Annotated in this window: 32 protein-coding genes, 1 tRNA gene and 2 pseudogenes; 4 read left to right on the forward strand and 31 right to left on the reverse strand. The window is 48.1% G+C overall.

Features of this window, described 5'->3' with window-relative positions; all coding sequences use genetic code 11:
• The 4 genes from On2M_RS17845 to On2M_RS17860 form a co-directional block, all read right to left on the reverse strand.
• Window positions 1-831 carry a hypothetical protein gene (locus On2M_RS17845; RefSeq protein ID WP_210904781.1) on the reverse strand — a complete coding sequence of 277 codons (831 nt, stop codon included), beginning with the start codon at window positions 829-831 and terminating at the stop codon, window positions 1-3.
• A 61-nt stretch (window positions 832-892) separates the two neighbouring features.
• Window positions 893-1,144 (reverse strand): hypothetical protein, encoded by a 252-nt coding sequence (locus On2M_RS17850; protein WP_210904780.1) that lies wholly within the window; start codon window positions 1,142-1,144, stop codon window positions 893-895.
• A 10-nt stretch (window positions 1,145-1,154) separates the two neighbouring features.
• Window positions 1,155-2,060 carry a phage antirepressor N-terminal domain-containing protein gene (locus tag On2M_RS17855; protein WP_210904779.1) on the reverse strand — a complete coding sequence of 302 codons (906 nt, stop codon included), beginning with the start codon at window positions 2,058-2,060 and terminating at the stop codon, window positions 1,155-1,157.
• Between the two features lie 75 nt (window positions 2,061-2,135).
• Window positions 2,136-2,291 carry an Arc family DNA-binding protein gene (locus On2M_RS17860; RefSeq protein WP_115396188.1) on the reverse strand — a complete coding sequence of 52 codons (156 nt, stop codon included), beginning with the start codon at window positions 2,289-2,291 and terminating at the stop codon, window positions 2,136-2,138.
• A gap of 89 nt (window positions 2,292-2,380) precedes the next feature.
• Between On2M_RS17860 and On2M_RS17865 the strand changes: the two genes are divergently transcribed.
• Window positions 2,381-2,614: an Arc family DNA-binding protein gene (locus On2M_RS17865; RefSeq protein WP_210904778.1), complete on the forward strand. Its 234-nt coding sequence runs from the start codon at window positions 2,381-2,383 to the stop codon at window positions 2,612-2,614.
• Window positions 2,614-2,817 carry a hypothetical protein gene (locus tag On2M_RS17870; protein WP_210904777.1) on the forward strand — a complete coding sequence of 68 codons (204 nt, stop codon included), beginning with the start codon at window positions 2,614-2,616 and terminating at the stop codon, window positions 2,815-2,817. Before On2M_RS17865 ends, On2M_RS17870 begins: the two co-directional genes overlap by 1 nt.
• 132 nt (window positions 2,818-2,949) lie before the next feature.
• Here the strand turns inward: On2M_RS17870 and On2M_RS17875 are convergent, their stop codons facing one another.
• Both On2M_RS17875 and On2M_RS17880 read right to left on the reverse strand, forming a co-directional pair.
• On the reverse strand, window positions 2,950-3,123 hold the full coding sequence (locus tag On2M_RS17875; RefSeq protein ID WP_210904776.1) for a hypothetical protein: 174 nt from the start codon (window positions 3,121-3,123) through the stop codon (window positions 2,950-2,952).
• Window positions 3,124-3,196: 73 nt separating this feature from the next.
• A complete protein-coding gene (locus On2M_RS17880) occupies window positions 3,197-3,436 on the reverse strand; it encodes a hypothetical protein (RefSeq protein ID WP_210904775.1) in 240 nt (79 codons plus the stop codon).
• Between On2M_RS17880 and On2M_RS17885 the strand changes: the two genes are divergently transcribed.
• Together On2M_RS17885 and On2M_RS17890 are read left to right on the forward strand one after the other, a co-directional pair.
• A complete protein-coding gene (locus On2M_RS17885) occupies window positions 3,423-3,773 on the forward strand; it encodes a hypothetical protein (protein WP_210904774.1) in 351 nt (116 codons plus the stop codon). The two genes, On2M_RS17880 and On2M_RS17885, sit on opposite strands and share 14 nt — an antisense overlap.
• Window positions 3,774-3,839: 66 nt before the next feature.
• A complete protein-coding gene (locus tag On2M_RS17890; protein WP_210904773.1) occupies window positions 3,840-4,193 on the forward strand; it encodes a hypothetical protein in 354 nt (117 codons plus the stop codon).
• 1 nt (window position 4,194) lies between these two features.
• On the opposite strand, the gene On2M_RS17895 is transcribed toward On2M_RS17890, so the two are convergent.
• From On2M_RS17895 to On2M_RS24290, 25 genes and pseudogenes are all read right to left on the reverse strand, one after another.
• Entirely contained in the window at window positions 4,195-5,934 is a 1,740-nt protein-coding gene (locus tag On2M_RS17895) for a lytic transglycosylase domain-containing protein (protein ID WP_210904772.1), read from the reverse strand.
• A 211-nt stretch (window positions 5,935-6,145) separates the two neighbouring features.
• Window positions 6,146-6,556, reverse strand: coding sequence for a hypothetical protein (locus tag On2M_RS17900; protein WP_210904771.1), 411 nt, complete (start codon window positions 6,554-6,556; stop codon window positions 6,146-6,148).
• Entirely contained in the window at window positions 6,556-6,990 is a 435-nt protein-coding gene (locus On2M_RS17905) for a hypothetical protein (RefSeq protein WP_210904770.1), read from the reverse strand. Before On2M_RS17905 ends, On2M_RS17900 begins: the two co-directional genes overlap by 1 nt.
• Window positions 6,991-7,001: 11 nt before the next feature.
• On the reverse strand, window positions 7,002-8,489 hold the full coding sequence (locus On2M_RS17910; protein ID WP_210904769.1) for a DUF3383 domain-containing protein: 1,488 nt from the start codon (window positions 8,487-8,489) through the stop codon (window positions 7,002-7,004).
• Window positions 8,486-8,995 carry a hypothetical protein gene (locus On2M_RS24285; protein ID WP_247604967.1) on the reverse strand — a complete coding sequence of 170 codons (510 nt, stop codon included), beginning with the start codon at window positions 8,993-8,995 and terminating at the stop codon, window positions 8,486-8,488. The genes On2M_RS17910 and On2M_RS24285 overlap by 4 nt, the downstream gene beginning before the upstream one ends.
• A complete protein-coding gene (locus On2M_RS17920; RefSeq protein ID WP_210904768.1) occupies window positions 8,992-9,363 on the reverse strand; it encodes a hypothetical protein in 372 nt (123 codons plus the stop codon). Before On2M_RS17920 ends, On2M_RS24285 begins: the two co-directional genes overlap by 4 nt.
• Entirely contained in the window at window positions 9,338-9,784 is a 447-nt protein-coding gene (locus On2M_RS17925) for a hypothetical protein (protein ID WP_210904767.1), read from the reverse strand. The genes On2M_RS17920 and On2M_RS17925 overlap by 26 nt, the downstream gene beginning before the upstream one ends.
• A pseudogene (locus On2M_RS17930) lies at window positions 9,784-10,176 on the reverse strand (DUF4054 domain-containing protein); the annotation flags it as partial. The gene On2M_RS17925 and the pseudogene On2M_RS17930, both read right to left, overlap by 1 nt.
• A complete protein-coding gene (locus On2M_RS17935) occupies window positions 10,166-10,477 on the reverse strand; it encodes a hypothetical protein (protein WP_210904766.1) in 312 nt (103 codons plus the stop codon). The pseudogene On2M_RS17930 and the gene On2M_RS17935, both read right to left, overlap by 11 nt.
• A 52-nt stretch (window positions 10,478-10,529) precedes the next feature.
• Window positions 10,530-12,065, reverse strand: coding sequence for a DUF1073 domain-containing protein (locus On2M_RS17940; RefSeq protein ID WP_348772784.1), 1,536 nt, complete (start codon window positions 12,063-12,065; stop codon window positions 10,530-10,532).
• The gene (locus On2M_RS17945; protein WP_210904765.1) at window positions 12,065-13,678 is read right to left on the reverse strand and encodes a TerL protein; all 1,614 of its coding nucleotides are present in this window, start codon (window positions 13,676-13,678) and stop codon (window positions 12,065-12,067) included. Before On2M_RS17945 ends, On2M_RS17940 begins: the two co-directional genes overlap by 1 nt.
• 3 nt (window positions 13,679-13,681) lie before the next feature.
• Complete coding sequence (locus tag On2M_RS17950; protein WP_210904764.1) at window positions 13,682-14,230, reverse strand: terminase small subunit; 549 nt, start codon at window positions 14,228-14,230, stop codon at window positions 13,682-13,684.
• Window position 14,231: 1 nt separating this feature from the next.
• Window positions 14,232-14,441, reverse strand: coding sequence for a hypothetical protein (locus tag On2M_RS17955; protein WP_210904763.1), 210 nt, complete (start codon window positions 14,439-14,441; stop codon window positions 14,232-14,234).
• 1 nt (window position 14,442) lies between these two features.
• The gene (locus On2M_RS17960) at window positions 14,443-14,652 is read right to left on the reverse strand and encodes a hypothetical protein (RefSeq protein WP_210904762.1); all 210 of its coding nucleotides are present in this window, start codon (window positions 14,650-14,652) and stop codon (window positions 14,443-14,445) included.
• A gap of 66 nt (window positions 14,653-14,718) precedes the next feature.
• Entirely contained in the window at window positions 14,719-14,946 is a 228-nt protein-coding gene (locus On2M_RS17965) for a hypothetical protein (protein ID WP_210904761.1), read from the reverse strand.
• Window positions 14,943-15,335, reverse strand: a complete 393-nt coding sequence (locus tag On2M_RS17970; RefSeq protein ID WP_210904760.1) for a hypothetical protein — start codon at window positions 15,333-15,335, stop codon at window positions 14,943-14,945. The genes On2M_RS17965 and On2M_RS17970 overlap by 4 nt, the downstream gene beginning before the upstream one ends.
• 248 nt (window positions 15,336-15,583) lie before the next feature.
• The gene (locus On2M_RS17975; RefSeq protein WP_210904759.1) at window positions 15,584-15,871 is read right to left on the reverse strand and encodes a hypothetical protein; all 288 of its coding nucleotides are present in this window, start codon (window positions 15,869-15,871) and stop codon (window positions 15,584-15,586) included.
• Window positions 15,868-16,206 carry a hypothetical protein gene (locus tag On2M_RS17980; protein ID WP_210904758.1) on the reverse strand — a complete coding sequence of 113 codons (339 nt, stop codon included), beginning with the start codon at window positions 16,204-16,206 and terminating at the stop codon, window positions 15,868-15,870. Before On2M_RS17980 ends, On2M_RS17975 begins: the two co-directional genes overlap by 4 nt.
• Window positions 16,206-16,673: a glycoside hydrolase family protein gene (locus On2M_RS17985; protein WP_101699713.1), complete on the reverse strand. Its 468-nt coding sequence runs from the start codon at window positions 16,671-16,673 to the stop codon at window positions 16,206-16,208. The genes On2M_RS17980 and On2M_RS17985 overlap by 1 nt, the downstream gene beginning before the upstream one ends.
• An 11-nt stretch (window positions 16,674-16,684) precedes the next feature.
• Window positions 16,685-17,020: a hypothetical protein gene (locus tag On2M_RS17990; protein ID WP_101699711.1), complete on the reverse strand. Its 336-nt coding sequence runs from the start codon at window positions 17,018-17,020 to the stop codon at window positions 16,685-16,687.
• Window positions 17,010-17,303: a hypothetical protein gene (locus tag On2M_RS17995; protein ID WP_101699709.1), complete on the reverse strand. Its 294-nt coding sequence runs from the start codon at window positions 17,301-17,303 to the stop codon at window positions 17,010-17,012. The genes On2M_RS17990 and On2M_RS17995 overlap by 11 nt, the downstream gene beginning before the upstream one ends.
• Before the next feature lie 453 nt (window positions 17,304-17,756).
• A tRNA-Asn gene (locus tag On2M_RS18000) sits at window positions 17,757-17,831 on the reverse strand.
• A 307-nt stretch (window positions 17,832-18,138) separates the two neighbouring features.
• On the reverse strand, window positions 18,139-18,903 hold the full coding sequence (locus tag On2M_RS18005; RefSeq protein ID WP_210904757.1) for an antitermination protein: 765 nt from the start codon (window positions 18,901-18,903) through the stop codon (window positions 18,139-18,141).
• Complete coding sequence (locus tag On2M_RS18010) at window positions 18,900-19,046, reverse strand: YlcG family protein (protein WP_210904756.1); 147 nt, start codon at window positions 19,044-19,046, stop codon at window positions 18,900-18,902. Before On2M_RS18010 ends, On2M_RS18005 begins: the two co-directional genes overlap by 4 nt.
• Window positions 19,043-19,330, reverse strand: a pseudogene (locus On2M_RS24290) (recombination protein NinG); the annotation flags it as partial. The pseudogene On2M_RS24290 and the gene On2M_RS18010, both read right to left, overlap by 4 nt.

Raw genomic sequence — 19,330 nt, forward strand, 5'->3', positions numbered from 1 at the left:
TTATTTACTCGATGCACCAGTTATGTTTTTGCTGATGTTCCCTGCAAGCTCGGCGGCCTTTTCGGTTGCACTATTCGCCACATTAAGAACGGGCTCGGAAACTGTTTCGAGAGCGCTTTTAAACCCGGTCGTAATTGCGCCAGTGGCGCTGTCTGATAAGTCTCCAAGTGATTTTTTTAGTGATGACCATGACTTGCCTAACTGGTCTACCGTTGATGGAGTAGATCCTGCATTTTTCTGGAATCCGCCAGTCCCGGTTACTCCCTGGCTTATCTCGTCATCAGTTGGCCTGGCGTTTGTCTGTGCTCCGGAAAGCGTCACCTCCATCTGCTGCATAACTTCCTGGAATATCAGAAACACCGTAAGCATTGACACTCCGCGCTGTGAGGTGACTTCGTAGTCGTGATCTACAAGGTCATAGCTCTGAAGCGTTTCTTTCGGCGTCTCAATGTCGTAGGTCTCGGTCGCAGCCAACATCTCTTTGATGGTGTTTAGCGTTGAGCTTTGGCTGGTGAATGTCAGGTCAAAAATATTAGGAATAGATCCGGTAAAACCTGAAAGTCCGGTGATGATGACTGAGCATCGAATGATGGCTGGTTCTTTAACCTTGTTTATAGACTGATACTGACCTTTTTCCACCGGTGCGTTTGTTATCTGCGCCCTTCCGCCTGGCTGAATAGATGCCATGCCGCTGAACTCAAGCGCCACTGCGTTGGTCTTGCTGTTGCGGATCACATACTGAGGATGGAGAACGCTGTCGATTATGGAAAGCGGAGATCCGCCACCGATCGCGTTGAATATGTCTGCTGTGTTGAGGCTGAGAATGCTCATCGGTTCTCCGGGCAATAAAAAACCCCGCCGGAGCGAGGTTTGGGTATTAGTTCTAAGCTTGTTATTTGATGATAAACTTCTCAACCAATATGCTTAATCTGTCATATATATCGCATGTTTCGATAAAATCATGAGAAATTTCTTTCATGATTAAATTTCCTTCATCATCAATTATGACAACCGAATAGCACCACTCATCGTCACCATTTTCGTTCTCACAAACAACAGAAGATAATGAAGCTTCATAAGATTCACCGTCGCGATTGAATCTAAACGATGATAGGGTGGTTTCCCCGATAGTTTTCATCGACATTTTATACTCCTTAAAGTGCAACATTAATTCGATGGCAAGCTTTGTCTCGCACCGCGGTGTATGAGGCTATTTCTTTTAGCGCCCAACTTTGCTCAGCCATGATAGTGCGTAGCGCCTTTAGCTCTGCACTCACCGCGCTAACGTCGTACCCAGCTGATGTTAGTGCAGCAACCAGCTTGTATGCAGGACTGCAATCAACAAGAGCACTGCGATCAAGTGCTATTGTGTCACCGCATTGCTGACGGATAACCGTGTATGGAGCATTTTCGACGAACCACGAAATAGGAAAGTTGATATCCAGTTTTGGCGCTGGTAATGCTTCTTGCTTGCCGAGAAACTCTCCCTCAAGCACCACGCGATGAACATATTCAATGGCTTCATGTATCTTCTCGGGCTCCAAATCTTCGATGCTGTCCACATTGAATCGCTGGTGAATCATTGCATAGGCTTCCGGGTACATCAGGTGCTTTTTGCTTACAAGCATATTCACGGCATCGCGCAATGGTGTGCGCTCGTCTACCGTTGTCTTTTTGCGCGGATTTTCTGCTTTGCCTTTCGTCCAGTAATCATGGAGAACAGTGAAGCATTCTTCCTGATACTGGATCAGCTTGTCGCGAATATCTGCACGAACTTTCTCAGGGTTGATACTGAACAACCAACCGTTTAGTTTCTTCAGTGGGATGCAAAGCATCTTCTGAACTCCACCTTTTGAAGGTATAGAGATATCTCTACACCCGAACTTTTCTTTTTGTTTGCGCAGCTTTACCGACTGACCAGTCCAATCTATCCCGATATTTTCGACGATTTTACGCATGGCAACATACGTTGCACCTGCAGCCATCACAGCAATAATCTCCTGGCCATTGAAAGGAACGTAAGAGGTGTTAACTGCTTCAAGAATTGCTATACTTGTCATGTTGGTTTTTCCTCAAGATTGACTAACATCCGAAGCCCTGACTATCGCAAGTAGTTGGGGCTTCAACATTTCAGGTTACAGTAATCCATCACGTTTCAAGCTATCCATTAACCTTTTTGCAATTTCGCTGTTTACCGATCTCCCCTCATCTTTTGCCGCTTTCTCAATAATCTCTTTAACATCTGCAGGAATTCTCAGGTTGTACTTAGGTGCATCTGACGGAACAATCATATTACCTCCATATCATTTTAGTATAACCGTTATACCATTGTGACCTGAGTAATGCAAGGGTAGTATTACGGTTACACCATGGAGGCATCATGTCTAGAGAAGAGCCGCAGATAAACATCCGCGTTTCCAATGAGTTAAAAGAGAAAATAAGGTTGCGAGCAAAGAACAACAGAAGATCTATGAATGCTGAAATTGTTCAAATTCTGCTTGATGCTGTCTCCAACGATGTGAGTAGCAAAGAGGAATTCGCTTCTCGCGAAGCTGAAAAATTCAAAGAAGCGCTTCTTGAAACGCTAAATAAAATGTGCAGCAAGGATAAGTAATGGAATGGATCATCGGAATTATTGTACTCGTCTTCGTGGCTAGCCTTTTCAAGCCAAGAAGCTGCGATATCTGCGGTGCCGGTTTCAAGAAGAAATACTTCACATGGACTATCGACGGCAAGAAGCAGCATCTATGCCCCTACTGCAACGGCAAGATGAATAGGCGCAACAGCGACCGTCGCTTTAAGGATAGATTTGGTTAGTACGACGACCCCCATAGCAACCGTAATACTAACCACCGTACAACTATGAAGCAGACAAGTGGTATGGAAACAAAGTGTTCGACAACGACGCCGTTGAGGTAACAGAGAAAATCATACATTTTTTACCTCTTCTTAGCTTTTTATGGATTCAATTAGCTCGTCTTTAGCGATGTTTTGCATGACCTTTACGTTAAACCCGAGGAGCATCAGCAAGCCACCAATGATGAGCTTGCCGCCCCACACGATATGAGAGGTTCCATTACCCGTGGAAGATAATTCAAAGCGTATAAATTTTTCAGTTTCCATTCATGAAGTCTCTGGGTTAATTGACGCATTGAAGGGCGAAGGGATAGATGCCTACATGCCACCTCATCATGGGCTAGCTTTTATCAAGAGCGGCAAGCAATGATGTGCGCAACTCTTCTTGTGTCATTTCTAACTCGCCTGTTTCTGCTTGCCGGCGAAGGTCATCGACAACCATTTTTGTGAATTCCGTAGGGGTAATCTCGCTCTCGATAGAGACCTCTCTCCCGAGAAGCAATGATATCCCACCCAAAATTAGGCTAAAGGCATTGCCAATATTTTTTAACGATGGAGTGTAAACGATGGAGAGTTTCATTTTTACCGTCCGACAAGAAGATGTTGAATCTTTGAATGAAGCAATGAGTAAGTGGCATTTAGAGCATAAGCCGCATGTGACTCTCGCATTCGACAGTTCAACACCGCTAGAGTGGGTGCAAGTGATTGTTAACGGAATAACAAGCCCGGCAGCAATGAACTGCTTATCTGCAGCTATAGGATACTTCGTCGCCAGAAATAAAGGAAAAAAACTAGCGATACAAACCAGCGACGGAAAAAAGTTCATCGCAGAGGGGTTCAGTCAGCGTGAAATCAGCATCTTACTGAAAGACTCTCAAGGATATGTTGTTGTTGAGAATGACAAAAAGCCCACCTGAGTGAGCGTTGAGTGTTTTTGCTTCAGTTAATGGGTAGAATCAGGAAAACAGCATAAGGGATAAAACATGAAGCTTAAGTCGATTTATACCATTTTGATATCAATTGCATCATGTCTGCCTTTAATGGCGGCAGCCTCTCTTACAGAGCATCAACTCCTTGTTTCATGCAATAAAAAAGCTTCATCTCTGGTTGAGTCTTTTGATGGCGATCTTCAGAACCTGAAGGAATCAAGAAGACTTGATCTTCTTAAGCTTGTTTCTGATGGGTGCCAAGGTGGTTACAAATCAGCCAGAGATGGAATGCAGTACAAAGATATCGAAAGATATCTCACACAAGAATCATCTAACTCTGAACTCCCTGTAGACCTTATGCTTGAGTCCGTAAAGGCTGGGTATTCCCTATACAGCAACGGAAACTAGATCACCTGACGATGCTAGAAAATGCCGCGTTTGTCGATGCCCGGCTAGCTTGTTGATTGATACTCTTTGTCAGAGCGTCAACTGTTGTCGGGTTACTGTTAACGTTCACTGTATTGATGTGAGTGCTGTTTTGTATCTGAGGCTGCCCACCACTTGACGCCAGTTGATATGGCCTGTTATCTGCCATTCTTCCCTGTGTTGCGTAATAGTTGCGGGCATTGCCTATGTTCCCATAGACCTTGCCAGTGTACTCACGCGTTTCTTTTGGTAACTGTGAGATGTCGCTACCATTAGCGATCCACTTATCAACGTTACCCATTCCCCAGTTATAAGCTCTGAGAGCGTTATCGACGTTACCATCGTAGCGCTTTAGTAACACTCTCATGTAAGCGCCGGCTGCTGCTCGAGATTTCTCTGGATCTAATCTCTCATCTACTTGAGAATCGACACGAAGCCCCATATCCATTGCTGTGCCACGCATTAATTGGTACGCGCCAGTTGCCCCTGAAACATTGTATGCAAGGGGGTTTCCGCCCGACTCTGTCATCATCACGCCATGTAGAAGATCATCCATTTCTCCCGGTGACTGCTGCATCCTTCTTGCTGACTGCGCGTGTTGTTCAGCACCATTTGATGTTACGCCTGTAGCGTTAGCCCAACCACCTGCATTCCATCGTTTAACTATCGAATTCCATAGTGAATCGGTCTTGTCTTTCTCTTTCGCGGCGTCAGCAATGTTATTAATCGCTTGAACTCCCGCCATTCCAGCAAGAACAAGAGGGTTAAGCCTCAGCCCTGCGGCCAGCAACAGAAGAAGCGCATTCGCCCCGCCGACTGATTCTGTCAGTTTCTTAACTGATTCTCCGGCATCGCGAAAGAACCCGATGATGTCGCCATGGTGGTCTTTGATCCAGTCACCAAACTGTTTTAGCGCGCTCATAACTTCAGGTGCAAAGGCGATGGCTATATCCTGTCGGATGCGGTCAAATTGCGCGTCGAGTTGCCCCAAAGTAACCAGCAAGTTTTCCTGCTCTTTCACCTGGGCGGCGGTGATGTTCGACTTCTTCGTTTCTGAGTCGACCAGAGACTTTAACTCACCAGATTTAATCTTGGCTGCGTCTGTCGGGTCGAACCCGGCGGCCGCCATCACCTGCATCAGGTTTTCCTGAGAGTGTGATTTGCCGTAGCGGGTGAACTCTCCAAGCGCCTTGTTAGGGTCACCAAGGTTATTGATGTTCAGCCCGGTACGCGCGCCCAACACCATCAGGTTTTGTGCTGCGCCGGTGAGCCCACCAAAGATTGTCGGGTCTTTGATGTTAGCCAGCGCCATTCGTGCGTTACCAGAAGCACCGATGAACGCGTCAGCATTAAGCCCTGCCTGCTCGAAACCTCGTCGCATACCAAATAAACGGTTTACATCAGAGCCGAAGAACTTAGCCTGTGTACTGGCACGAACGATTTCATTGGCAGTGGATGTGAATAGTTGCTTGATACCATACAGGCCAGCACCTATACCAAGGAACCCGGCAGCGGCAGCCGTAACGTTACGGAAAGCTGATGTGGCTGACTTGCCAAACTTCTCAAGCTCTTCCCGCTGCTTTTTAAGCTCTTTCTCGCGCTCTTTCTCAGCACGTGAAAGCTCTTTGTTTAGCTTTCCAACCTCTTCGCTTACTTTGCGCTTACCATTCAGGAACTCGTCTGCTTTGACGGTTACTTTGTAAGCAAGCTCCTGAATAATCATCGTTGCTCCTGATGCTTATGCCACACGCGCTGATTGAAGTTTTCCACTGAGATAATCTCGAGCAGGTTGTACATATCCGCTACGGAAAGCTTTTCCTGTAAATCGAGGTAAGAGGCTTTTCCGGAGCAGATAATGGCGTTGATGGTTGATGAGATATTGACGGGGGAGACTAACTTAGCCGGTGGAGCATCTTCCTCAAGGAAGGGATACTTTACTCTCCGGCGATCGTTAAAAAATTGAAATTAATCTCAAACACCTTGTCCAGCAGGGAGCGAATGGTCGAAACCTCTTCGAAGTCCAGAGAACCATTCACTTTGCGCTGCTGGCGCTGCCCTTCATTGGTGATGATGATATCCACCGTCGACATCAGGCGGTCGCGCAACTGTCGGGCAACTTCCGGAGATGATGCAGAGATGACGCTCAGGCCAACTGTTGCCAGCCCGGCGCACCCCATTGCGATCACATCAGCCGGGATGCTGCTGTAATTAGAATCACCCATAGCGCGGAAGATATCCTGTGCCAGAGAGTCGGCATCCCACGCCGACATCTCAGTAATGAGGAATTCCTTACCCTTATCGCGGCCTTCTTCCTCAACGATGAAGGGGATCTCTTTACGTGCCATCAGATTGCGCTCCGTGTGACGGTCTCAAAGTGGAATACTGCCGGGCGTGGCTGAAGAACTCGGCGACCCGGAGGAGTAGGTGTCCAGGTGTAGAGGACTCCGTTAACGAAGTTCCACTTCGCCCCCAGCGCCGGCACGGTCAAAGTGGCGTTGCATGCAAACGCAGAAATTGCCGTTCGCTCGGCAGCAATCCAGTCATCAATCAGGCTGCTGGCATTCGATGTTGCCATCAGGTTAATGGTGAACTCTGTCGGGTTGAAGACGAATCCAGCGTGGTATTTACCATCAGCAGACATCATGTCTTCTTTGTTCTGCAATGCGCCGGTTTCAAACATGTTGTCGGCTGCGTAATCATCAACGTCAAAACCGCCGGGATAGTAAGCAGGTACGACGATGCGCAGCTTACTGTTAGCCGAGGTAATATCTATAGGCATGGTTTATTCCCTTATAAAATAGCGGTTGAGGACATGGTAATTGACTGAATAAGTTGCCCGTCAACATAATAGAAAATGACGCCTTTCAGGTCTCGCTCAAGACGCGCCGCGCCGGTTTGCGTCGGGATATACAAGTACCATCCCTCGGAATACAGCGTCGCGGAGATATCTTTGCCAACTGTGTTATTCACGATGCGGATCTGCGCATTATCCAGCACGACACCTTTCTGAATTGCGCCGAACGTCAGAGCCTGGTTAGCAACGTCAATTGTGGCCGCCTGAATCGCACCGTAGCCGTTTTGGTTGAACGGGTAGGACTGATTATTGGTGAACAGGTTGGCGTATGCGCTGACCAGATTAGCGTTAATCCATACCTGATCGATGAAGGTATCCAGCCAGACGAATTTACCGGTAATAGCACCGTCAGATGCGTACTGAGCCATGGTCTTATTCAGGCTGTAAGCACCGTAGAAGTTGTAACCGTTCGATTTCAGAGCCTGAGCAGTAGCCAGATCTGTCACGTTAGGGGCCAACCCCGGGAAGCCGCGGAATTTGAACGAGATACGCCCATTGGTGCGAGCAAAATCTACCGATGCGGCGTAGGCCAGCGCGGTTACCCCGTACAGATATGTGCCGTACACCGGGAAAATGTTCTCGTAGCCATTAGCCACAACCACTTTCTGCACGAAGCAGTTAGCATTGTTGGCGACAGTTCCTTCAGCCGTAGTGTCATGCACGACATAGCCAAAGCGGTTTTTGCTGCTGCTTGCCCATGCGCACAGCTCTGTTTTCTGGTCATCGGTAAGTTCGACCAGCGAGTTAAACAGGATCCAGTTCTGGTTGACGTTGATGATGTTATTCATCGTGTCTGTCAGCGTTACAGCATCGGAACCCGGAGATACGATTGCCGCAGTTGCCTGAGTAAGCAACAGTCCGGTAGCCAGTGCGCCAGCGGACGCATAAGACACTTCGCTATCCGCGCCGGTAGTGGCAGAGCGAATAATGAAGCGGTTAGCAATCGGCAGCCATTCTACCGCGACCTTGCTTGCCCCAATACCAACCTGCAGCTTTGATGCAATGTCACTGAAGCTGGTAGCCGTTGACAGGTCGATTGACGTACTGGTGACCGATACGCCGTCAACTGACAGGGTGATGGTCCCTGCCGGGATTGCCTTCAGGGTGGTCAGCGCCACACCTTTCAGATTACCGGACAGCAAATATCCAGCAACGTCAGCAGTAACGATGCGGTACATCAGCAACTCACCAGGAATAACAGATGAGTTTTCGTAGCCGTTGAAATACTGCTGCGCGGCGAGGAATTCTTTTGATTCGCTGCCCATCAGAGCAGAGACATCGGAGGATGAGAAATAAGATTGCACCGCTCCGACCGGGATAAGCTCGTTATCGGTCAGCATCAGGCCGTTAGCATCAACCGCAGAACCGGCAGGCGTAACGACATTGGGCGTGATATTAAAATCCGTTGATAATGGAATGGTCATATATCTACCTGTTGTAAAGTGATTTCGGCCTTGTCGAAGTAATCCTGCGGGAACGACACGGTAATATGAGCCTGTAAAGAAAGAGTCAGGGTCCATCTCTCCTGCCACTGGCTTTCGGCGTCGATCATCGGCGCCTGAATGGCAGGTGATGAGTAAAGCGGCGCAATCCGGGCGTCGATGGTTTTGATGGTGTCGTAGCCATAACTACTCGCGAACGTGGTTTCGAGTGCAATCGCTCGATCCCCTGCACCCTGACCATAGATATCCACCTGAATATCAGCCTGGCGAACTTCTGTGTATCCCATGGCGCTTGTTGCCGGAGAGCCAGTGTCCTGCTTGATGTCTCTCGTCGTGGATAACCGGGTAAATCGCAAGGGGGTCAGGATGCAGAACTGGCCTTTTAGCATCGGAACACGGTTTGCCTGCGCTTGCTGGCATGTGCCGGCGATCGGCTCGATGTACCCAGCCAAATCGTCAATGATTTCGTCTAGCGTGTAATCATTCATGGGCTCACCTGCAATACAGCAATCAGACGACACCAGTCAGGCCACAACTCCACCGGTTCGACGACAAGCCATTGCTCGCCATTAATCACGAAGATATCGCCGCCCTGCTCCATTTCGCGCTGCACGCTGAAGTAGTTGCCATTGACGTAAATCACCTTTGCCAGCCCCTGAATATTCAGACCGTCGACGTGTTGCATGTCGCCGCGGCTGATAGGCTGCAATTGAATGGTGACGTTCTGATCAGGAAGGTAAGACGGAAATGGCTTGCGACCGGGTCCGATAGTTTCACCGGCGTATTTCTTCAGGATTGCTGAGATATTGGGGTTGATGCTGGTGATCGCGTTATTCGCTATTTGTCTGAGATTCAATTTCTCCCACCTCGTAGCTAACGCTGTTTAGCATGTTTGATGTGTCAATCAGCGGCTTATCAAACCCTTTCTTCGCAATGGTCACTGGTGAAAGTGGCGGAGAATCAAGTGATCGAATAGATTCTTTAATGTCATCCACGATTATTTCACCAAGCAGAGAAAGAACGTCTCTGGTCTCATCACCGTTTTCAATCAGCTTGGCTGTTGCCTCTTGCCATTCCGTTTCATGTCCAGCTATTGCATTGCGAAAGAATGGTCTTGGCGGTTGGTTATTTGCCGGGTTACCAAATTCGTTCGTCGCAGCAACCATTGGGACAGGGGTTCCGTCTGGATAAGTAGCCCCTTCAAGGAATCCAACTTTTAGTTGAAGATTTCCGAATGAGCTTGCTGCTTTATCCAGTGCATCCATTACCTTATCCATCAGTACCTCCGGTAATATCCGTAGGGATAATTTGATGGGGAATGACCGCTTATATACTGGAAGGTGCGGAATGGTGCCGTAGCATTCCAGTAATCAGCGCCATACTTTGTTTGCATGTACCATGCTGAGTTTGCTGTTACCCCTGGCATATCCGCATGAACGCTAACTGAACCCTCTGATGCGCTGTCAATTCGCCCTACCAATCCGGATGGAGACTGCCCATTAGCGCCCGAATACAGAAAGGCAATATGGGCAACCAGCATATTCAGCAGCATTGCGCGGACAGCCAAATCCGACACACGACTAAAATCGGTGTTATCGAGATAGATGGTTGCCTGGGTGAAATACTGCTGAAGGAGTGCGTCGTCGACAGATGAGAATTCAGGATATCGACTTAATCAGGTTGACGTTCTCGTTAATGACGGCCTGCATCGCGTTTTTAAGCTCATCATTCATCGTGAACTTAACCGTGAATCCGCCAGCTTTTAACGCGGAGTGTAGAGAAACGTCGGTATTTCGCAGAGTCTTATCGACAAAGCGATCTGCAAGTTTCTTGGCAAGCTCGCTGAACTTTCTCTCCCACTTCTTGCCGAGCTTCGCCAGCCTGCGTTTTAACTCATTCGCAGGACTGGCATCCATCGCCATGCTGTCTTTGTATCCAGCTTCAAGCCAGTATCGGTAAGACTTGTTCATCTCCCGAACCAGCTTGAGAAGCTCAGCGCGATACCACTCATGAACTCCGGCGTTAGCCCTGACTGGACGAAGGATTTTCTGGGTCTTCGAATCCTTCTTCGATGGACTCGTTTTCGTACTCTTCTTCGTCATCTTCGGATTCCATCATGTGGTATGGGCTGGACTTGTCTGACTGGCGCATACTCCTGATCGCGTCAAGGTCGAACACTCCGGCTTCGGCGTAGTTCTTGTCAGCCTCAGACTGATGTTTCATGACCTCGGCCTTCTCGGCTTCTGTAAGCTCGTACAACGGCAGGAACTCAAAATCGATATCAGGGTCAATCTCACCGAATTCGTTCAACTGAATGACATCCAGCACCGTTTTAAGCGGGCTCCTGAACAGATTCTCCTGCATGGCGTGAATTGAGTCGTAGAAGACGCGAATCTCACCATCAGACGAAGCGTTGAGGCCGTTTGGCGTAATCCCAAGCAGCTTTACCAGAGGAATGCTTGATACCGATGCCATTTGTTCTTGCGCTTGAGCCTGGAGAGCGTCGACACCGGACAGGCTTGTCACGAACTGGAAGAATTCTTCCGCATCCTTATCAACAAGGAACATTCCGCGATTGTCGCGAACCTTATTGAAGAACTCAGCGCGCATGAACAGGTTTGGATCCGCAACTCCAGATAACACGTTTTGCATGTTCGTCTTAAGGCCGTACACCACAAACGAGTGAACCAGATCGCTTACGCTGTCACGCGTTCTCAGCCAGTTCTGTATGTAGGGCTCTGCCATCTGGCTAAGAGACAGGCCGCCAAAGTTGTACGCTGCTTTGAGAATGTCTGGCACCTGACGCGAAATCATCGTCAGCATACGGCTGGCGTGAACTGTGCGCCCCATGACGTACCATTCGGCCGGATTGAAGAAATCAGGGCTTAGCGGGTTGTCAGCGTTATACACGCCCGGGTAAGTCCACATAGCCTCGATAACGCGGAACCCGTTCAGGCTGCCTTTGGTTATCTTGCGAGGGCTGATGTAGAGCTTCTTGTCCAGCTCATCAGGAACCAGCCAGGCAGAGTTACCGCTCGGTGTCTTCACATCGATGTAAATCTGGCCCCGCCCGAAGTAACCGTCATGCTCTGCGGCTTCACGGAACTTTTCACGAACCTGAAAGCGCCTTAACGCGTCATCCAGTTGGCGAATCTTGTCGGCTTTGTCGTCACCTTCATCTTTTCCGACGTGCTTCAACTCAATCCACTTGCGCGTCATTTCCTCGGCGATCGTGCCAGTAATCTTGCGATACTCCGGCAGCTGGGCAAGCTGTGACAGATACGGATAGCCGGGGAAGCCACCATATCCATATGCTGTGATATTGGCTGAATTCAGGTAACTGTAGGGGGTGGAGTCCATCGCCAGAGCAGCATCACCGATATGCTCAGGGATAACCCCCGGCGGCGGTGTGTAGCGCTCAATCTGGCGAAGCACTTCACCCTCTGACTTAATCCTTTCCTGCTCATTCAGCATCGCCAGCGCACTTGCCAACGACATGGGCTGTTTTGCCTCTTCCTTTGGAGGCTCAGCTTTTTTCTTTTTCCAGCGTTCAAACACTATGCGAGCCTCAAAAGTTCTTCAGATATGCGTAACGGACCTCTGTCAGGTGACTTGAGGATTACCAGGCTATCTGCGCAGTTAGGTGACAAGGCTCCATCCGGTTTCTTATCGACCAGAATCTTCCCTGCTGAGTTTTTGCTATATGTTGGCTGGCTTAATTCAGAGGTTAATCTTGGTAATGCAGCCATTTTTGAAGAGAGAGAAATAATTTCGTCTGCGTCGTATTTCATTCCATTAATGGCGCGATATGTATTCAGGAATAGAGTCCTTAGATGCCACCATGATTGGGCTTTGAAGTTTTGGAAAAAGTCTTTGTTGGTGATGCTTCTTCCATTTGCATCCTTCATCAGAACTTTGTCAGGGTTTAATACTCCAGAACTTCCCTTATACGCATTAAAGTTAACAGGTCTCTTGCCGGCTTTTGTGCGCTCATCGTTAACCTGCTTGGAGTCTCCTCTGCATCCTGCTCCAATGCCATCTGCATCATAAAGGACATCACTGCAACCGTTGTCATCAGCAAGGTTTGTCGCTTTTACAACGGTCTGGAAGATATCAGAACCTTTTCCGCTCCACTCCTCACAAACATCAACCAGAATTCCATGACCTGATGTGAAGGCGTTTTTATCAATTCCCTCGTCAGCCACGTCAAGCGCGCCTTTTCTAGCTCCTGATGGTTCAATGCCCAACTTGATATGTGCATCGATAGCAGCCTGAACCCACGATGACGGAATAATCACGCCTTCCACTGATGCGTTGTAGTCGATGTCAATTTCCTGCGCCACGGTAACAGGATCGAGTAACTCCACCTGCTTGTCATACCACGCCTGGTCTTTACGAGGATCATCCCGCCAGTGGAATGTGAACACTGGTATCTTTCCACCATGGCGTCGTATAGCGAAGCTATTGGCGTTACCATTGGGGGTTGAAATATCTTGTCGGCAGTTGGTCGTTGCAGAAAGCGAGGCGTCAACTAATGTGGGTCGCTCAAGGAAAGCCGCTTCATCTACAATGTAGAAGCTAGCGCGATCGCCTCGCCCTATGCCGTCGCCACACTCACCAGAGATAATAGAGCTGGTATGTGGAAACTTGATGCGCATGTGAGGCGCGTCTTTATCCCTGCTCCATCCATGACGGAATTCCTTGGGTAGCAGAGACATAAACATGCGAGCTTTTTCAAGCAGGGATTTTGGTACGCCAATCTTATCTACGTATTCTTCTTTTCGGCTACCTATGCCAACGCTTATGCCTTTGTTGAAGTTGCACACAGTGCATGCTAGAGCGACTGTAAGCCAGCTCATACCCATGTCACGCGTCTTTTCAGTGATTCCTGGCTCTTGTGCTCTCCATCTATCCATAAACCATTCCATCCATTCTTCCTGTCGTGGGAAAAGCAGGAATGGAATATATGACGGTAGCCCTCTTTCTGGATTACGAGGGTCGTACGTCATACCCCAGTCAATAATGAACTGGGCTGGATTATCTCTGTAGAAAGAGCTAAGAATCGGAATGGAGTCAGGAGTGTTTCTTATGCGCAGGATCCGCTCCTGTCGCCATTCGAATACCTGAACATAATCCGGGTTTCGGAAGTCGAACGGGAAAGGAATTGGCATGATTTAACCCATCAGGTCTTTGTATTTCTCGGCAGCCTCTTCGGCGCTCATTTCAGCAGTAACAATAGGTCCGCCATTAGCACCGGTGACTTCAGTTTTAATATTCTCTTTGAACGCTTGAACATCGACATGCTTTCCGAGCAGCTCGAGGTTTTTCACCTTGTCAGGCCACTTAATTTTCTTCAGGAGAGCAGCGCTATCAGTAGATGCCATCTCGACAACATCCATTCCCGATAGTGTTGTACGCCACACTTTAGGCCAGTCTTTAATCGGCTTCAGTTCGCCGTTGGCTAGCAGGATGTCAAGTACATCCATCTGGTCGATTTCTGTTAGGCGGCGCAGCACATAGGCAGCGTCAACGCCAACCTGCTCGTTGCGATCGGCTTTAAGTTCTGCAATGCGATTTAAAATGTCATCATTTGTCATCAAGCGATAAGCCTGATTGCGGGCTGACTTTTCGCTGAACCCTGCCCGTATGACTGCCTGAGTGGCGTTGAGGTCTTTAATGAACTCACGGGCAAACAGCTCTTGTTTGTCTGTGAGCTTTGCCATGTTATGTATTCCCATTCACCGTAGTGATATTTACTACAACCTCGCCAACCTTAGTTGTGGAGTTTGATTCAAACAGCCGACAATAAGCAGCCATAACAGAATCAACATCTTTTCCGTCATCACCGGAGCAGCCATGGGTAAGTCGCCATTCAATGGTGCGAAGAATTGACTCTTGCACGTCGAACGGCATCTCTTCGAATTTCTTTGTCATGTTATTTACTCTTTTCGATGGGGATTACTGTAAAGCCACCAACTGAAGATTTCTTAATTGCAGAAATGCTTGGGTTGTCTTTTTTGGGGTGGAAGTAGATAAAACAATCATCCATTTCAGGCTTAAACCCCTTAATGAAACCCACGTGCTGGAGGTCTAGTTCTCCTTCAAGATACATCCATAACTGAAACTCACCGACATCAATTAACATAATCAGAATTTCCTGCTTTCCGCTCATAGGAGCGAATCGCATTTTGAAGGATAAAATCTGGCAGTGTTATATTGTCACCAACACTTCGCCTGAATTTGAGTTTCTAATCCATGCAATAGTTGGCGGAGTTATCTGTACAAAGCCGCGAATTACATATCCAGGAGAATTAACATCAGGTTTAGTGAGAGAGTCCGCAACAAGAATTACCCCTGAACATATTTGTAGCAATTTTGTTTCTGTGCCAGTGGTTACTTGCTGCCAATCATCACTGACGGTTATAGTCGTTGTGCTCATTTAAAAATCACCTCCTGTCCGCCAGCCAATGCTGCTGTTACTCCAGTGCTTAATGACCTACCAAGTGATACAGAAGATCCTGGAGGAACAAAAAATGAGATTACCTCTCGCCTGTTGATTGCTACTACTTCTCCGCTATTGGCGACCTCTGTATTTCTTGTTCCAGAAACAAACACTCCATCTACTGTAGCTGTGATAGTTGCCTGCCCTCCGACATCAGAAGGAATGCTTTGATCTATTGAGTATGTTACGAATGCAGGGCTTGTTTGAGATAGAACAAATGGGGTTCCAAAAGGCCTTCCGTTCGCTGCCACTGAATTTATAGTGATGCTTTGCGATGAATTTCCCCCGGTGGATCCGATGGCCTTAATATTTTCTGGGATTATCATACCTTCTCCTTAGCGCAACGGTTTCTCTGCTTCTCAGTAGTGATTGGTCACTTCCGTCTGTTCCGGCCTGCCAAGATGGTGAATCACGCTCCTTAGAGGGTCACACAAATCATTTAGCGCACAGCCTGTCCCATGTGTCGTTATGGGTGTTTATTGCTTTTACTGTTCTACCATCCATCACATCAGGATCTTTCCCATGAGTGATGATTGGCTGAAAAGCTGTACACGCGCTATCGACGTATACGTATTTAATCTGCGGAGTGGTATTTCGATCCACGCATGCGCTGGCGAGCAGCATCATCAGACAGAGACTGATTTTCCTGTGTAACATCTTTCACCGCCTTTATGGTGGCCTCCTGTTTTATGGTGATGTTCTGTGCCGTCTCTTTTTCTGAGTTTGCACTCTTAACATCAGCGTCAGCTTTTGCCTCTGTCTGACCTTTGTTTTTCGCTGTGAACCAGGTAAGAGCAACAGCACAAATTATCCCTATTGCACCAATTATGTACTCCCATCCGACAGCCATTAACGAACTCATTTTGACTCCCTCATTTCTACGGCCTTGTCTTTCAGCTTTGACTGCCGAACGAACTGAGCAAGTACCGCGATCACAACCATGCCCTGGCTGATGTAACCGAGAATGTCATGAGGGATATAGCCTTTGATGTCTTCAGGCAATAACGTCCAGGCCTGAATAGCTGCATCAGGGAAGCTCTGTATCCATGCTCCCATCATTGCGCCCATTGAAGCCAACCAGACAGACCAAGTCTTGAACAACAGCTTTGCGTGTGACACGAACTCGAGACGGGTGTATCTCTGGGCCATTAACAGAACAACAATAGCAACCAGGCAGAATGCGATGAATATTTTCATCAGATAACCCCCTTATAGGCGTCAAGCGTCCCGGTTCGCATTACCTCTGCGTGACGGTTTGCACGGTTTGGAGTTTGCTTTGCCCATTTGCTTGATAGCATTCCGGATGCAGCACCAGAGAAGTTACCAGAAGACACCATAGCGAGAGTGTTCTTGAACCCCGCGAGCCCCTGAACGCCCATCTGATAAGCCATGCTAATTAGGATATCTTTGCGTTCCTGATTACATGCTTTCATCGCGGAAATGATGAGAGGGTTTTCATTCATCTTTTTGATAGTTGAAGCAACGAATGACTCCAGCCATACATCGCCCACTTCACGAGGAACGGTGAATATATAATTGCTCAGAGATGCACCCTTTGGCCCAATCTTCACACCACACGCTACAGTGGGATAACCCTCCGTATCGATGTATGGCCGCTCCTTATACCCCTCTTCATAATTGAGGATTTTCACAATGTTACTCATTATTATTTCCTTCAGAAGATGAGATCTTTCTGCACGCTGGGGTAAGCTCTGGGGGCATCAAATGTGTGAACCTTGGAACCTTCTGGCGAAATGATCACCACACCAGGTGATTGGCCATTACTTTTCTGTGACGCCAATTCCTGCTCTGCAGTACGGCGCTTTAAATCTGATGCAGTCAGCCGCTTTGAAAGGCTGCTGTTTTCTTTTTGCATCTGGACGATTGTTTGCTGACTATTGTCAATAACCGCCTGGATGTTGTAACAGGCGAATGCAGTTATTAGGAAAAAAAGCACAGGCATAATCCTGATAACATAACGCCCAACCTTCAGCTCAACGTTATTTGTCATCACTTTCACCATCTGGTCCGAACCCAGGTGGATGGATACGCCTTATTATTGATGCACCCTGCCAACCGGCAGCGCCGCAACCAATACCCATAACGTATAACGACCACCCGTTCGTCATTGAAAATAAAAACATCATCATTCCGGCAAAGAGTGACACGATCACATGATTAAAGAGCGGAACTCTTTCATCAGGAGAGCTGTAAGCATACTTCGCCAGTGAGCCAACCAGATTCATGATGACCGCGAGAAGCAGAGCCGGAATGAAGTCGATTCCGTTTGCCATTGCGTAGTCTCCACCACTCTGGTGGCTGCTTAAAATGCGCCTGGCCGTAAAACGGCGCGGGGAGAGACTAGCCAGGCCGCGAAAGATGCGACCCTCAAATTGAGGGACTTGTTCACATTTATTAATGTGGATCTTGTTTAATGAACAAATCCGAACTAAGTTACATCCGTCTGATCAGACGATATGGGCCTTCGGTCTTTGTTCGTGAGTCGATTCACGGGCAAGATGGCGGTGAGTAGCGTCAACTACTTACCGTCGCCCATTTTCACGAAGCCCGCCATAGTGCGGGTTTTCTTTTTTGAAGCGCACTAAACCACCGTAGCCACAGATATTCAGCAGTGAGTTGGTTGGGTCTGGTTCTTGGTGGTAATGCGCTCGAAAAAAGCCAGCGGCGCGGCTGGCAAGATGAGGGTAGTGCGTTGAGCTTTCGCTCTTATGGTCCTGGTAGGAATTTGGCGGGACAGGAAGGATTCGAACCTTCGACCAATCGGTTAACAGCCGATCGCACAACCTCTGTGCTTCTGACCCTGAATACAAAAAGCCCCTGCATTTATGCAAGGGCTTAAATGGGTGCAACTATCATATCTCGGCCTGAGAAACTAAGGATTCTGATAGCTGCCGGTGACTCAGTTTGCAAACCTCTCAGCTTGCTGATGGTTGGAGTACCAGACGATGCGTCGAAGATACCAACTAGGCAGTTCAGTGGTGAGCGCCACCTCGCTTATCTCACCGCCAACGAAGTCAGTAACCCATCGTTAGAATCGAGATTAAACAAAAATCGCCACTTTGTAAAGTGTAATTTTCTAGATAAATCCTATTTCGTAGAAAATATTCACTACTGTGTGACTTTGTTCAACATCCGGTTTGCGTATTCCTCCTGTTTAATGCACTCACCTACCAGGCTTTCAAAGAAATCCTTATAAGACCTGCGCCACGTGGTTTCAGGTATATCCATCACTGTCGCGCAGATATATTTACGGACGCTATCCGGTAGCAATCTCGCATATCCTCGCCCATTACACCGGATGCATGTTTTATAAGCTGGAACGCCGCCTTGTAGAATAGTTTTCTCTTTGTCCAGAACCATACCTTTTCCATTGCACTGGCAAGCATTGGTCAGCACACCCTTCCCTTTGCATTTGTGGCAAAGCACCTTAACCGTTTCCCGCCTTTCCTCCAGATTAGGTCTGCCGATGTGCTTCATCGTCATCACCTGCGCTTCTACGAATTTATTACCTTGACAGCAGTCGCACGTTCTGGTGCTGGCGGCGCTACGTGAGTAGTCAGCAAATGCGAACGTTGCGAGTACTTGCATTACTTTCAGCTTAATATCTGTCTCGAGCTTGCGTAAGGCTGCAACCTTATCGCACTGCTCCATTGCATATTGAGTTAAAAGTTTGATCGCCCGGTCGCGGTCATAGTCGCTGATATCCATCTTGCCGAGGAAAGCGCTAAATCCGAGAGCGGCGCGTGTTTGTGTCATGCCAATCGCCGCCATGATGTCAGTTCCGGTCAAAGAGTCTGACGCCGTGGCGCGGGGAGAGTCGCTAATCATCGTTGACTTCGCAAAGTGATATTTCACTGTATTTTCGAGATTCATGCTTCTGCTCCTGATGGTTTATAGCGACTGATGTAATTGCGTAATATCCGGTAGTCAGTGGCAAATGAGCCAGGGTGACGATAGATGCGTAACCGTGTCCAGCGCAGTCGAATGTGATCAGCAAAGTAGGATTCGAATGTCATACATCCTCCAGTTTCTTTTCCATTTCACGACATTTGCGCCGGTACTCATCGCGGATCCGGATGAAGTCTTCGCGCCGGTATCTGGTCATTTCATGCGGGCCATTCAGCCAGTCAACCAACTCCTGCCCAAATCGCTCAACCAGAGTTGCTTCATATTGCTGGGCTAGCCGCAAGCCGGATATCAGCACCGGCCATTCAATCACCAAAGCAACCACTGGAGGACATATGACCAAATTTATCGCAAGCAACAGCGTTACACGGCGTTATCTGAAACGTGGTGAGCT

It is taken from the genome of Citrobacter sp. On2M (assembly GCF_018035235.1).
In the GTDB taxonomy this organism is placed as follows: domain Bacteria; phylum Pseudomonadota; class Gammaproteobacteria; order Enterobacterales; family Enterobacteriaceae; genus Citrobacter; species Citrobacter meridianamericanus.